Annotated in this window: 13 protein-coding genes; 11 read left to right on the plus strand and 2 right to left on the minus strand. The window is 58.7% G+C overall.

What is annotated here, in order from left to right; all coding sequences use genetic code 11:
- Positions 1 to 112 precede the first annotated feature (112 nt).
- The 3 genes from JZX89_RS06020 (at position 113) to JZX89_RS06030 (ending at position 3,989) form a co-directional block, all read left to right on the plus strand.
- Positions 113 to 1,720: an ABC transporter substrate-binding protein gene (locus JZX89_RS06020; protein ID WP_153514640.1), complete on the plus strand. Its 1,608-nt coding sequence runs from the start codon at positions 113 to 115 to the stop codon at positions 1,718 to 1,720.
- Positions 1,721 to 1,788: 68 nt separating this feature from the next.
- Complete coding sequence (locus tag JZX89_RS06025; RefSeq protein ID WP_207133404.1) at positions 1,789 to 2,820, plus strand: ABC transporter substrate-binding protein; 1,032 nt, start codon at positions 1,789 to 1,791, stop codon at positions 2,818 to 2,820.
- Complete coding sequence (locus JZX89_RS06030) at positions 2,817 to 3,989, plus strand: acyl-CoA dehydrogenase family protein (protein ID WP_207133405.1); 1,173 nt, start codon at positions 2,817 to 2,819, stop codon at positions 3,987 to 3,989. Before JZX89_RS06025 ends, JZX89_RS06030 begins: the two co-directional genes overlap by 4 nt.
- Before the next feature lie 46 nt (positions 3,990 to 4,035).
- On the opposite strand, the gene JZX89_RS06035 is transcribed toward JZX89_RS06030, so the two are convergent.
- On the minus strand, positions 4,036 to 5,106 hold the full coding sequence (locus JZX89_RS06035; RefSeq protein WP_207133406.1) for an LLM class flavin-dependent oxidoreductase: 1,071 nt from the start codon (positions 5,104 to 5,106) through the stop codon (positions 4,036 to 4,038).
- Between the two features lie 398 nt (positions 5,107 to 5,504).
- Here JZX89_RS06035 and JZX89_RS06040 point away from each other — a divergent pair, with 398 nt between their 5' ends.
- From JZX89_RS06040 to JZX89_RS06065, 6 genes are all read left to right on the plus strand, one after another.
- On the plus strand, positions 5,505 to 6,128 hold the full coding sequence (locus JZX89_RS06040; RefSeq protein WP_207133407.1) for an alpha/beta hydrolase: 624 nt from the start codon (positions 5,505 to 5,507) through the stop codon (positions 6,126 to 6,128).
- Between the two features lie 233 nt (positions 6,129 to 6,361).
- Positions 6,362 to 7,291, plus strand: a complete 930-nt coding sequence (locus JZX89_RS06045) for a sulfurtransferase (RefSeq protein ID WP_207133408.1) — start codon at positions 6,362 to 6,364, stop codon at positions 7,289 to 7,291.
- A 74-nt stretch (positions 7,292 to 7,365) separates the two neighbouring features.
- A complete protein-coding gene (locus JZX89_RS06050) occupies positions 7,366 to 8,544 on the plus strand; it encodes a YeeE/YedE family protein (protein ID WP_207133409.1) in 1,179 nt (392 codons plus the stop codon).
- Positions 8,545 to 8,722: 178 nt separating this feature from the next.
- The gene (locus tag JZX89_RS06055; protein WP_153514649.1) at positions 8,723 to 8,920 is read left to right on the plus strand and encodes a hypothetical protein; all 198 of its coding nucleotides are present in this window, start codon (positions 8,723 to 8,725) and stop codon (positions 8,918 to 8,920) included.
- 267 nt (positions 8,921 to 9,187) lie between these two features.
- Positions 9,188 to 9,733 carry a flavin reductase family protein gene (locus JZX89_RS06060; RefSeq protein WP_142843630.1) on the plus strand — a complete coding sequence of 182 codons (546 nt, stop codon included), beginning with the start codon at positions 9,188 to 9,190 and terminating at the stop codon, positions 9,731 to 9,733.
- Between the two features lie 40 nt (positions 9,734 to 9,773).
- Positions 9,774 to 10,718, plus strand: coding sequence for an acyl-CoA dehydrogenase family protein (locus JZX89_RS06065; protein WP_207133410.1), 945 nt, complete (start codon positions 9,774 to 9,776; stop codon positions 10,716 to 10,718).
- 7 nt (positions 10,719 to 10,725) lie between these two features.
- On the opposite strand, the gene JZX89_RS06070 is transcribed toward JZX89_RS06065, so the two are convergent.
- Entirely contained in the window at positions 10,726 to 11,175 is a 450-nt protein-coding gene (locus tag JZX89_RS06070) for an RrF2 family transcriptional regulator (RefSeq protein WP_046801485.1), read from the minus strand.
- Positions 11,176 to 11,479: 304 nt separating this feature from the next.
- On the opposite strand from JZX89_RS06070, the gene JZX89_RS06075 reads away from it, so the two are divergent.
- Complete coding sequence (locus tag JZX89_RS06075; RefSeq protein WP_207133411.1) at positions 11,480 to 12,484, plus strand: LLM class flavin-dependent oxidoreductase; 1,005 nt, start codon at positions 11,480 to 11,482, stop codon at positions 12,482 to 12,484.
- A 22-nt stretch (positions 12,485 to 12,506) separates the two neighbouring features.
- On the plus strand, positions 12,507 to 13,847 hold the full coding sequence (locus JZX89_RS06080) for an LLM class flavin-dependent oxidoreductase (RefSeq protein ID WP_207133412.1): 1,341 nt from the start codon (positions 12,507 to 12,509) through the stop codon (positions 13,845 to 13,847).
- Positions 13,848 to 13,871 lie beyond the last annotated feature (24 nt).

Below are 13,871 nucleotides of genomic sequence, written 5' to 3' on the forward strand. Positions count from 1 at the left end.
AATATTGGTGTTTCATGCCAATATCGCTCTTAGTCATGAAACAAACTTCTTTCAAAACGTGGCCATTCAGTTTCGCCGGGTTTTGCCGGCAATATCAAGGAGAGGGTATCGCATGACTGTTTTCAACCAGACGACGCGGCGTGGATTTCTGCTGGCGTCCGTGGCGCTCGGCGTCGTGTCGTTGCCGGGGCTGCAGCTCCGCGCGGCGGAGCCGACAAGCGGCGGCACGGCCACCCTGCTGATCTCGTCGGAACCGCCGGTGCTGACGACCATTGCGCACACGGCCTATAATTCCGTCTATATATCGCCCAAGGTCACCGAAGGGCTGCTGACCTATGATTTCGATCTCAACCCCAGGCCGCTTCTGGCCAAATCCTGGGACGTGAGCGCGGATGGCCTGCGGTACACCTTCAATCTGCGGCCCGGTGTGACGTGGCATGACGGTAAGCCGTTCACATCCGCCGATGTGGCGTTTTCCATCTCCACCATCAAGGAAGTGCATCCGCGCGGGCGCAACACATTCCTGAACCTCACCAGCGTCGAGACGCCGGATGAGTTGACGGCGGTTCTGGTTCTTTCCAAGCCGGCACCTTACCTGATAACTGCGCTTGCCGCAGCTGAAACGCCCATCGTGCCCAAACATCTCTACGAGGGTACGAAAGTCACCGAAAACCCGGTCAATCTGGCCCCCATCGGCACCGGCCCGTTCAAGTTCAAAGAGTGGGTGCGCGGCAGCCATATCGTTTTTGAGCGCAATGCCGATTATTGGGATGCGCCGCGCCCCTATCTCGACAAGCTGATTGTTCGCTTCATTCCGGATGCTTCTGCCCGGGCGATTGCCATCGAAACCGGAGAGATCGATCTCGCCCCCAGCACGCCGGTCGCCTATAGCGATCTCGACCGCCTGAAGGAGCTGCCGAGCCTCGGCTTCGAGACGAACGGTTATCAATATACCAACTCCATCAGCCGCGTGGAATTCAACCTTGAAAAGGACGTCTTCAAGGACGTGCGGGTGCGCCGCGCCTTCGCGCATGTGATTGACCGCAATATCATCTTCAACACGGTCAATTTCGGTTATGGCGCGACGATAACAGGGCCGATCAATCCGAAGCTTGCGAAGTGGTATGTCAACGATCTGAAGACCTATCCGATCGACCTGAAGGCCGCCGAAGCGCTGCTGGATGAGGCGGGATACAAGCGCGGTGCGGATGGCATCCGTTTCAAGCTCAATCTCGATTATGTGCCGAGTACCGAGGCCTATCCGCGCGGTGCTGACTATATTCGTCAGGCACTGGCCAAGGTTGGTGTTGACGTGACGGTGCGCACCCAGGATTTCGCCACCTACACCAAGCGCATCTACACGGATCGCGATTTCGATTTTGCCTATGAGGGCATGAGCAATCTCTTCGACCCGACCGTCGGCGTGCAGCGGCTTTATTGGTCTAAGAACTTCAAGAAGGGCGTGCCTTTCTCCAATGGTGCGGCCTACAGCAACCCGAAGGTCGATGCGCTTCTCGAAGCCGCCGCCATCGAGATCGATCCGGACAAGCGCATCGCGCAGTGGAAGGAAATCCAGCAGATCCTCGTCGAGGATGTGCCGGCGATCGACATCGTCGCAGCACCTGAAATCACCATCTTCAACAAGCGCATCGCCGATCACACCATCGGTGCCGAAGGGGTGGCGGGCAGCCTCGCCTTCGCGCATATCGCCGCATCCTGATCGTCTCACCAGACCCGGCCCGCGATTGCGGCGGGCCGGGACTTTTCCCTTTCATCGAGGCCAAAGCCATGAGCACGACACTTTCTGAAATCTGGTACACACGCTGCCCGGTGCCCACGCCAGTCGGGCTGGCAGCGCAGCTCGGTTATCTCGGGCAGACCTTCGAGGAGGTCGGCATCGCGCTGAAATCCATCATCGATTCGCCGGATCGTTCCGTGCGGCAAAGCCATTTCAACCACACGCTGGAATGGTCCTTCCGCCACGGCGGCAATGTGCCGCCCATCCGCGCCCGTTCCGAAGGGCGCAATACGCACCTCATAGGCATTACCTGGACGGATGAGTTTCAGGCGATCATCACCCTGCCGGAAACCGGCATCCGCTCGCTTGCCGATCTCGTCGGTCGCCGTTTCGGCGTGCCGCGCCGGCCTGATGGTATCGTCGATTTCATGCGCGCGACGGCATTGAAGGGCATCACCTCGGCGCTGTCGCTGGAGGGGCTGACGGTCGAGGATATCCAACTGACGGATATCGTCATCAAGGATTCGGTGCTGGCCTCGCAGGAGGGGCCATCGCTTTTCGGCCTGAAGCGTAGGCAATCCTTCGGCGAGGAGATCATCGCGCTGTTGCGTGGCGAGGTCGATGCGATCTTCGTCAAGGGAACCGCCGGCATCGCCGCTGCGAATCTTGTGGGTGCGGTGCAGGTGGCGGAGTTCGGTTTCCACGCTGATCCGAAGATACGCATCAATTCCGGTTCACCCCGTGTGCTGACGGTTGACGGACGGCTTGCCGATGAGCGCCCCGATCTGGTGGAGCGGCTGGTTGGTGCCATTGCCAGAGCCTCGCTCTGGGCGGAGCAGCATCCGGAAGAAACCCGCCGGTTCATCGCGCGTGAGGCGGGCGCGACGGAAGAACAGGTTCTGGCCGCCAATGGGTCTGATGTTCATCGCCATCTTGGCCTCGGTCTCGATGCTGACCTTGTTGGTGCTGTCGGCCACTACAAGGATTTCCTGCATCAGTGGGGCTTTCTTGAAAACGACTTCGATCTTGATGCCTGGATCGACGACCGTTTCGTAACGGCAAATGAAAGGGCGGTTGCATGAGTGCTGCCCTATCCGCCGTTCCACCGGTGCAGCCTTCCAGTCCTGTCGCAATTGCAGCTACGCTCGCTCAGGATTTCAGCCTGACGGCCGCAGAGCATGACAAAAGCGGCGAATTCGCCGCCGGAAATTTCGAGGCGCTGTTCAAATCGGGCCTGCTCGGCCTCGTCACCGCTGAAAAGGACGGCGGCTGGGGTGAGGGCATGGAAACGGCGCATGCCGTGATCGCGGCCATTGCCAAGGGTGATCCCTCCACCGCCCTCATTCTCGCCATGCATTACAGCGTTCACGCCGCAGTCCGGCATGGCAAGTGGCCGGCGGCTCTGGCCGCGAAGGTGCTGGCCGCCAATAGCAGGGAGCCGGCGCTCTTGAACAATGCGCAGGCCGAGCCGGGTATCGGTTCGCCAGCCCATGGCGGCCTGCCGGAAACGACGGCGCGGATCGAGGGCGAGTTCTGGGTGGTGAACGGCCGCAAGAGCTTCGTCACTGGCCTGCCGGGCCTTAAATGGGCAATCGTGCTGGCCGTGACGACAGAGGAGGTGCCGCGCCTGATCCAGCTTCTGGTTCCCATCGATGCGGCCGGCATCACCCAGGAAAAGGCATGGGAAGCGACCGGCATGTATGCCACCGCAAGCGACGATCTGGTGCTGGAGGAGGTGAAGGTGCCGCTTGCCGATTTGGTCGCCGAACAGCCGGCCGACGAACCGTTGCGACGCGACGAGGCGGATGGCTACAACTTCTTCGTGCTTCTGGCCTCCGTCTATCATGGTGTCGCGCTTTCGGCTCGTGACGCTCTGTTGCGCCATCTGACGGGCCATGTTCCCGCCAGCCTCGGCGCGCCGTTGTCCTCCATTCCCCGCATTCAGGAAGGTATCGGCCAGATCGAGGTTCTGCTGGCGGCAAACAGGCGTCTGCTTCTTTCCGTCGCGCGCGATATCGATGCGGGTGAAAAGGTGGGAACGGATGCGCTGGCCGTTCGGCATGTGGTGATCGACAATGCGGTGGCGGTGACGGATCTGGCACTGGAACTCGGCGGCAATCGCGGTCTGCGCCGGGACTATAATCTCGAGCGTCATCATCGCGATGCCATCACGGCCAGAGCGCATGCGCCGCAAAGCCATATGATCCGCACCATTCTCGGCCGACAGATTATCAAATCCGCGAGTGTTTGATCGGCGAGGAGATGGGCGGCCTTGCCGGACGAGGCCGCCCATTTTGTCATTCCCGGAGTAGCGGCAACAGCCTGTCGCCCTGCCGTTCGATCTCCTGAAGATAGGGCGTGTCGGACAGCACGAAATGGGTGATGCCCAGCGCGCGATATTTGCGCAACGACGCGGCCACATCTTCCGCCGAACCCACCAGCCATGTGGTCGCGGCCCCGCCGCCGCCGAATTTGCCGGGTGCGGTGTAGAGATTATCATCAAGCACATCACCCTGCTGATGCAAATCCAGCAGACGGCGCTGGCCGACTGCCACCCCTTGCAGGTGGTCGTTCCAGCGCACGCCATTGTTGGCGGCCATCTCGGCAACCTTCGCTTCCGCATCGCGCCAAGCCTCGGCTGTCGTTTCGCGCACCAGCGTGGTGATCCGCAGGCCGAATTGCAACGGCGGCAGGTCGCGGCCAAGCTTATCACTCAAGTGCCTCAGCCGTTCGATCCGTTCGCGCACGCCGGCAAGCGGTTCGCCCCAGAACAGCTGCACATCGGCCTCGGTTGCAGCCACCTGTTCGGCGGCCTCGGAGGCACCGCCGAAATAGAGCCTCGGATGTGGCCGGTCAGCGCGCTCGGTGATGCGTGGCGACACGGTGGAATTCTTGACCCGGAAATGCTCGCCGTCAAAGGTGACGTTTTCTTCGGTCCAGAGCCGCCGCACCAGCCGCATGAATTCTTTCGTGCGCGCATAACGGTGCGCCTGATCGCCCTCTTCGTCGCCATAGGCTGCCAGCTCGTCGCGACCGGAGACGACATTGATCCGCACCCGGCCACCGGAAAGCTGATCGAGCGTGGCAGCGGCCGAGGCGAGGTTGGCAGGCTTCCAGTAACCGGGGCGGATGGCGATCAGCGGCTCGAATGTGGTGGTGCGCGCCGCAAGTGCTGCCGCCACAGTGAACGTATCGGGCCGGCCCCAGCCGGTGCCGAGCAGTGCGCCTTTCCAGCCATGGTTTTCCAGCGCCTTCGCGTGGCTGGTCAAGGTGTCGAGACTATTGTGGTTGTCGCTGACGGCATCGCCCCGGTGGCCGGCTTTGACGTCATTGGGGATGTACCAGAGGAATTCGCTCTTGCTGCTCACATTATCCGCCTGAATTTTCGTTTATGTCGCGGTGAAATGGGCTGGCCGAGGTGCGGCCTTTGCCATTTTTAGGTTCAGGAGGCGAAAGCCTCCGATCCTGCGAGAATGGCAAACCGGCGGCGGCCCGGCCAAGCAGCGGCGTTTCTTTTGGGGTGTGGCAGAGGAAAAGCTTTCTGCATCGATCCCTCATATTGCACATATTTTCTATCGAAAAAATTTTAGACAATGTTTCTATAGGATCGGTTCCAGAACCCCCGTTATAAAAGCATTTTCTGCTCTTTCAGCACTGCCTAGATCAATTTTTCTCGAGGCAAGCGAAGGTGAGCAAGGCAATAGTCGATTAAAATCGAAAAATTCAGCATGCTTGGCACACACCGCCCGCAAAAAATGGAGTAGGCATGTGTACCACCTTGATTGTCCCCGGTCTCAACGGTTCGGATGAGGGGCATTGGCAGCGGCATTGGCTGTTCGATGATCCGCAGGCGCAACTGGTCGATCAGGAAAATTGGGACTGCCCGATTCTTGAAGATTGGCTCGATCGTCTGGAAGTGGCGCTCGCTTCAACGGAAAGCGCCTATATCGTCGCCCACAGCCTTGGTTGCCTGCTGGTGGCGAATATGGCGTCGCGACCAGTGGCTGCCAAAATCAAGGGCGCGCTTCTGGTGGCGCCCGCCCATCTCGACAAAGTCGAGGCGATGCATCCCTGCATCGTTCGCTTCGGCGCCTTTCCGCAGGCGCCACTTGCTTTCCCCAGCCTCGTCGTGGGCAGCACGAACGACCCCTATATGAACCCGGAAGAACTGGCCCGCACTGCCGCCGATTGGGGAAGCGATCTTGTCAATCTCGGCTCCGCGGGGCATATCAACATCGCCGCCGGGTTTGGGCGTTGGCCGGAAGGATATGCTCTTTTCGCACGCTTGAAGTCGGCAGCCGGTTCTGAATGGACGGCTACTCGATCGAGGAAACGCGGATTGTCGGCCCTGCACGGTGCGCTGGTTCAGGGTGATGCCGGCGGTTTGTAGCGTTTTCATTCGTCAATGTATTCGCCTCCGGCGGTCGGTCCCCATTTGCGGTATACTACAACCTTTGAGAGATTTAATGCTGAATTATTCGCATTAAATTTTGAATTTCATCTTTTGATTGTTTTTGAGAGACTGTATTTATTTTCTACAGAAAATATAGAAAAGTGTTTCTTCGCTCCGAATGGTTTTGTTGTCACCTTTCATCGGTCATCAAATCAGGAAGGGGTAAGGAAATGTCCAGAATAAAGCTTGTAACGTCGGCTCTCGGCGGATTGTTGTTGTCGGCGGTATCGCTGTCTGCGGCGGGGACTTCGGAAGCGCTGGTAACGGCCGACTGGCTGAAGGAAAATCTCGATAATCCGAATGTCCGGGTGTTTGAGGTCAGCGTCGATACCGGTGTTTATGAGCGCGGGCATATTCCCGGTGCAGTGAACCTCAACTGGCACACCGATCTCGTTGACAAGGAAAAGCGCGACATTGCCGCGCGTGAGAATTTCCAGTCGCTGCTGCAGAAGGCCGGTGTGGGCGACGACACGACCATTGTTTTATATGGCGACAACAACAACTGGTTCGCCGCCTGGGGCGCATGGATTTTCGAAACCTATGGTCTCGGCGACCGGGTGAAGCTGCTGGACGGCGGTCGCAAGCTCTGGGAAGCGCAGGGCCTGCCTTTCGACACGTCGGCACCGGCAACGGCCGAAACGAAGCTGAAGCTCGGCGAACCCGACACGTCGGTGCGGGCGCGGTTCATTGATGTCGTCGCGGTTGCCGAAGGCAAACACAATATCAAGCTCGTCGATATCCGCTCGGCGGATGAATATTCGGGCAAAATTTTCGCGCCTGATGGCGTCAAGGAGCTTTCGGTTCGCGCGGGGCATATTCCCGGCGCTGTCAACGTGCCGTGGGGCACCATCGTCAACAAGGACGGAACCTTCAAATCCGCAGACGAGATCAAGGCGATCTATGCGGAAAAGGGCATCGACGGCTCCGCCCCGGTCATCACCTATTGCCGTATTGGCGAGCGCTCCAGCCACACCTGGTTCGCATTGAAGAAGATTCTCGGCTACGACGTCCGCAACTATGACGGCTCCTGGACCGAATATGGAAATGCGGTCGGCGTTCCCATCAGCAATCCAACCGGCACGGTCTGGACAGGCAAATAAGCTGCCGCTTCTTCCTCTTTGAAGCCAGTGCGCCAGCGGCGTACTGGCGTTTCTCCTGACATGTCCGGTCCCACATGCGTTTTACCCTTCTCCGCCTCACGGCCTTTGCCATTTTATGCACGTTGGCTGTTGCGGCTCATCAGCTGGGGGCGCTTGAAAATGGCAGGCAGCTTGCATTTTCACTTCTGGCCGGCGGCGCTTTCGGCATTGTGATGCAGCGCGGACGGTTCTGTTTTCTCTGCAATTTCCGGGATTTCATCGACAACAGGCGCTCGGATGGCGTTCTTGCAATCCTTGTCGCACTTCTTGCGGGCGTGGCGTTTTATCAGATCATCACCATCGCGTGGATGCCGGTTCCGCAGCCCGGCCGCCTACCGCCAAATGCGCATATCGGCCCGGTCGGCTGGGTCCTGGCGTTTGCATCGGCGGTTTTCGGTGTAGGCGCTGCACTTTCCGGCTCTTGCCTGTCGGGACACTTTTACCGGCTGGGGGAGGGAGCCTTTGGTTCCGTTCTTGCCATTGTCGGTGCAGCGCTCGGTTTTCTGCTGGCATTCCTCAGCTGGAGTTTTCTTTATACACTCAGCGTTTTCAACGATCCGCCGATCTGGCTGCCGCACCATCTTGGATATGGCTCGGCGCTGCTGCTTGCCGGCTTTGTTTTGGCCGGGCTGATCTTCATTGTTCTCTTCTTCGACAAGACAGCGCCTGTTTCATTGTGTGCATCGGAAAACTGGCTGCATCAGGCCCTGCGAAGCGTTTTTGTTGAACGCTGGCCGCCCGTCGTCACCGGGGTTCTGGTTGCAGCCATCAGCGCCTTTTCCTATTTCCGTGTTGCGCCGCTTGGGGTAACCGCCGAACTCGGCAGCATCGTCAGAACGGCTGGCGCATCCGCGGCATGGGTGCCGGAAACGCTTGCGGGCCTCGATACGGTACGGGGCTGCATCAGCGCGGTAAAAACCACGATCCTGTCGCCTAACGGCGTCTTTGTGCTGGGGCTGATCTTTGCGAGCTTAGCAGCCGCGCTTTCGGCGGGAAAATTCCAGCCATCCTGGCCGTCTACTGGTGGGCTGATGACCCGTTTTGCCGGAGGTGTGCTGATGGGCTGGGGTGGCATGACAGCGCTTGGCTGCACCATCGGCGTGCTGCTGTCGGGCATTCATGCGGGTGCGGTGTCGGGCTGGATATTTTTCCTATTTTGTTGTCTTGGCGCTTTTGCAGGTCTCATCCTCAAACGCCGGTTTGCCTGGCCGTGACGGTCATGCGCTGAAATCCTGCCGATTCTGGCCTGCGAAATGGAATTTTCCGCATTCGGGCAACCGTAGTCCGCCTTTGCAGGCCGCCGGGTAATTATAGAATAGTAATTTGATGGAAAATATTGACGATTTTGGGTCGTCGCCGGAGGATAGTGGACGTTGAGCAAAGGAGGCGCACATGCCGCAGGGATTTCATGCGTTTACTTTCGATCTGTTCGGTCTGACCCGGCGTCGGCCTCACGCAGATGAGCAGGTTACTCTTCATCCGCTGGATCATTCCGGGCGTATCAGGCAGGGAAAAAGCGATCTCGAGCTTGAGCGGGAAGAAATCTGCGAAATGAACTTCGCCATGCTCAGTCTGTACCCGGTTTTCTAAGGTTACAGGCTGCCGGTGTGGCAAGTCTCGCGGAGGGAGACAAACACTCTCCTCTTCGGAAAAATTGGAACGAAATTTCTTATATAGCCGGGGGAATTGGCTACCCTCTTTTTGTCCGGTTTCTTGTCGGCCGGGTTGAGTAAGAAAGGGTCGGGCAGATAGAACATTATTTCCATAGAATATAAATATTATGGAAAACGATGTCTATTTAATCCCCTGCCGCCGCTGCTAGCTATTGGACAATTCAGCTGTTTTCAGGAGCGATCGATGACACTGCAATATGCGGCCAAGGATCAACAATTCATCAATCTTCGCGATCCGGTTTCGGGTAAGGCTGCGGATGCCGATAGCCTCAAGGCGGCGTTGAGAACGCTCGGCGGCGGCGTCAGCGTCATCACCGCCGGAGAAGGCGAGGCGCGCACCGGTGCGACCGTCACTTCGGCTACCGCTTTGTCTGTCGATCCGCCGAGAATTCTGGTGGCGCTCAACCGTTCGTCGTCCACATGGCCGGTGGTGCAGCGTTTCGGTCACCTCGCCGTCAACATCATCGGCGCGAACCACCAGTTCATCGCCAACCAGTTTGCCGGCATCGGCGGCCTGAAGGGTGCGGATCGTTATCGCGGTGCGGAATGGACCCGGCTTGCAAGCGGCGCACCCATCCTTGAGGACGCCGTTGCCGCTATCGATTGCACCATTGAAGAGGCAATCGAGCGGCATAGCCACGTCATCATCATCGGCAAGGTGGAGGCGATCCGCATCGGCTCCGGACATTCGCTGGTCTATCAGAACGGGCGTTATCATTCGCTGGACTGAGTGAGCGCATTCAACGGGTTATTTTTTGAGGGAGTTGAGCATGGGATCTGTCACGCCGCTCGGCGAAAGAATTCGTTTCATTCCTCCACGTCTCGGCGCGGATGGCGATGTGCTGACCGTCGCCCGGGCAATTGCAGGGAAATGTCCCTTCGAAAATAGCGGGCAGATCCACGCGCGGATCGCCCGCTCCGGCCTTCTTGCCCTCTCTGTTCCGAACGAACTGGGTGGAGCGGATATAACCAACGATATTCTCGCCCAGACGCTTTCGATTATTGCTGCCGCGGATGCGGAGGCGGCGCGTGATCTGGTCGAACATTTCACTGCGCTTGAATTTATCCGGAATGCCGGCGGTGAAGAGCAACGCAAGGCCCTCTTCGCCCGCCTCGATCTTGGTGAAACCTTCGCTCTTGCTTCCTCCGATCTCAGCGCGGAGCACGCGGTCTTAACGAATGACGACGATTTCGCCCTGCGGCTTCCCGATGATGTGGTGCGCTCTGTCTCGACCGATGCGGACTGGATTGTCGTTCCGGCTGTTAACGCGGCGGGAAAAAACCTGCTCGTGGTTTTGCGCAATCGGCCTGACACATCATGGGATGGCCTGTTGCGCGCCGATCAGGTTACATTTCTTGCGCAGGGCGCAGGAAATCTCGCCGCCTCCGTCGCCACCCTGTTGAAAGCCGCGGTGGCGCTGGGTGAAAAACAGCGTGAACTTTCGACGCTGCTGATTGACCGATTGGCAGACGAGGGCGCGGCGCGTCCCGTCATCGGCGAGGTTTTTCTCGCCACTGAACTCTTGAAAGCACAAATCTCCAGCCTGGCGGCAAATATCGATGCGGCGCAGGTGGGCTCGGAAAACGTTACCTTTCGTTCGGTCAGGAACAACGCCATCACGCTTGAAATCCTGATGGCGCGTCTCGGCCTTATCGATGGCCTAAGTGAATCCGGGCTGATTGCATCTCTGGAGGATGATCTGCGCCGGCAATAAGCGAAGCCTATTTGCCGGCAGGAATGGAAAGCGCGTCCTGTCCGTCCTTCGCGACGAATTGTGCGAGCGTCATATTGTCCAGAATGGTTGCGATGGCGTCGCGCACGTCCGTCATCGAAACCCTGACCTGACAGGTCTCGGGATCGTCACAGTCGTCGCAGGCTTCAAAGGCGGTGCGGCTGGCACAGCGGATGGGGGCCAAAGGCCCGTCCAGCGTGCGGATAACCTGGCCGATCATGATTTCGGATGGCATTTTCGACAGCGAATAACCGCCATTCGGTCCCTTCTTTGAGCGCAGGATACCGCTGTTGCGCAGCTCCAGAAGAATGGTGTCCAGAAATTTCTTCGGAATATTGTTGCGCGTGGCAATCTCGGTCACGAAGGCGGTCTCTCCCTGGGGCAATCGCGCCAGATCGACCAGAGCCTTTAATCCGTATTTGCCTTTTTTGGTCAACATCGCCTGATCCGCAAAGAGGGCCGGCACATTCCGCAACGCCAGCCATATTATTCCTAACTTACTAAGTAGTTTTTAGCGAATTCCCGCGCAAGCCGTTTCCTCTGGATATGGCCTTGAAAACCGCCTGTTTTCCGCCTTTTCGACGTCACATCTCCGGCGCTGCGGATATTTTTTGCCAGAACCGGTTTTCAGAATCGTGACGGAAAACAATATTTTCTCTGATCGCGCCGCAACGTGGAACGAACGTTCTTTATTAGAATATAAAATCAGTAGACAAAGTATGCATCAAAAGACATGCGAGGTGATGATGTATACTCTCAGTTTGCTGGATAAGAGCCCCGTTTCGGCGGGTGAGGATGCGGCAGGCGCATTTCGCGACACGATCAATCTCGCCAGACGCGCCGAAGATCTGGGTTACCGCCGGTTCTGGGTGGCCGAGCATCACAATTCGCCGGAGCTTGCCGGTTCAGCACCCGAGGCGCTGGTGGCGTGGATTCTGGCGAAGACATCCCGCATCCGCGTCGGTTCAGGCGGCGTCATGCTGCAGCATTACAGCCCCTATAAGGTTGCCGAAGTCTTCAACGTGCTATCGGCGCTTGCGCCTGGCCGGGTCGATCTTGGTGTTGGCAAGACGCCGGGCGGGTTGCCGCTGGCCACCTCAGCCCTGCAACAGGCTTATGACCCGGCGCGAAAGCCGGATTTCGAAACGGCATTCGGAGAACTCACCACATTCTTGTCCGGTGTCGCTCCGCAGGACCACGCGCAGGCCGGATTGCAGGCAACGCCGGCGCCGCCGGTCGCCGCGGAGAGGTTTCTGCTCGGCGCCAGCCCGGAAAGCGCAAGGCTCGCGGCCTCAAAGGGATGGAACTTCGTCTTTGCCGGCCACCTCAATGGTGATCCGGAGGTTCTTCGCAGCAGCGTTTCGGCTTTCCGAGAGGAAAGCGGCGGCAAAGCTCCGGTCCTTGCCCTGTCGGCTTTTGCCGCCAGTGACCCCGACCATGCCGCAAGGCAGGTGGAGGGACAGCGCATCTACCGGGTATTTCTGAGCGATGGCAGGGCGTTCAATCTCGGCCGGCGCGAGCAGGCGGAAGAGTTCGCTCGCCAGTCCGGTGACAGCGATTATCGCATCGAAGAGCGCAAACCCAACGTCCTCCATGGCGCGCCGGAAGATATTCACCGGGCGTTGCGTGCTCTTTCCGAAGAGCACGGCATTGAGGAATTCATCATCGAACCGCCGCATGTGGGGGCCGATCAGCGGCTTGCCTCGATTGAACTCTTGGCCACGCATCGCCTTTCCCGGGCGGCGTGATCTTGTCCTCAGGAGAAATGACATGACGAGAAAGAAAATCCGTTTCGGCATCATGCTTCAGGGTCCGGGTGGGCATATGAATGCCTGGCGGCATCCCAAAAGCCCGGTCGATGCCAGCGTCAATTTCGACTTCTTCAGGAAGACGGCGCTGAAGGCGGAAGCCGCCGGCATTGCCTTCGCCTTCGTGGCGGACGGGCTCTACATCAACGACAAGTCGATCCCGCATTTCCTCAACCGTTTCGAGCCGCTGACCATTCTTTCGGCGCTTGCCTCCGTCACCTCGAAGATCGGTCTCGCGGGTACTGTTTCGACGTCTTATAGCGACCCTTTCACGATCGCCCGCCAGTTCGCCTCGCTCGATCTGTTGAGCGGCGGCCGTGCGGGATGGAATGCCGTGACGACGCCGCTTGAAGGCACGGCCAGGAATTACAGCCGCAATCATCCGGAACATGCGCTGCGCTACGAGATCGCCGATGAATATCTCGAAGTCATCAAGGGCCTGTGGGATAGCTGGGACGACGACGCCTTCGTGCGCAACCGGGAGAGCGGACAGTTCTTCGAGCGCGACAAACTCCATACGCTCGGTCACAAGGGACGGTTCTTCCAGGTGGAAGGCCCGCTGAACATCCAGCGTTCGCCACAGGGGCAGCCGGTGGTCTTTCAGGCCGGCTCCTCCGATGCGGGCATCGGCCTTGCGGGCAAACATGCCGATGCTGTCTTCACCAATTCCGCTTCGCTGGAAGAAAACCAGACCTTCCTCAAGCGTGTAAAGCAGAGCGCGGTTGCACAGGGCAGATCCGCCAGCGACGTGAAGATTTTCCCCGGTATCGGCCCGATCGTCGGCGAGACGCAGGAAGAGGCGGAGGCGAAATATGACGTCATCCGCAACCTCATCACCATCGAGGACGCGCTTGCCTATCTCGGCCGCTTTTTCGACCACCATGATTTCAGCGCCTATCCGCTGGATGAACCATTCCCCGAACTCGGTGATATCGGCAAGAACAGCTTCCGTTCAACGACCGACCGTATCAAGCGCCGGGCAAAGGAAAAGAACCAGACGCTGCGGGAAGCGGCCCTGGAGGCTGCAACCCCACGCGAAGGCTTCATCGGTACACCGGACAAGGTGGCGGATGAAATCATCCGCTGGGTGGAAAATGATGCGGCCGACGGCTTCATTCTGGGCTTCCCCGTAATTGCCGAAGGGCTGGATGATTTCATCCGCCTCGTCATTCCGGTGCTGCAGCGGCGCGGTTATTTCGATCCGCATCTGGAAGGGGCAACGCTTCGCCATCATCTCGGCCTGCCTTTCCGGGAAAGCGTCTATTCCAGCGGCGAAAGCGGCTCGGACAAGGCCATAGCATAAAGCTGCGGCCGGGCGGCGAGGCCG

Source organism: Agrobacterium burrii (assembly GCF_017313405.1).
Classification (GTDB): domain Bacteria; phylum Pseudomonadota; class Alphaproteobacteria; order Rhizobiales; family Rhizobiaceae; genus Agrobacterium; species Agrobacterium burrii.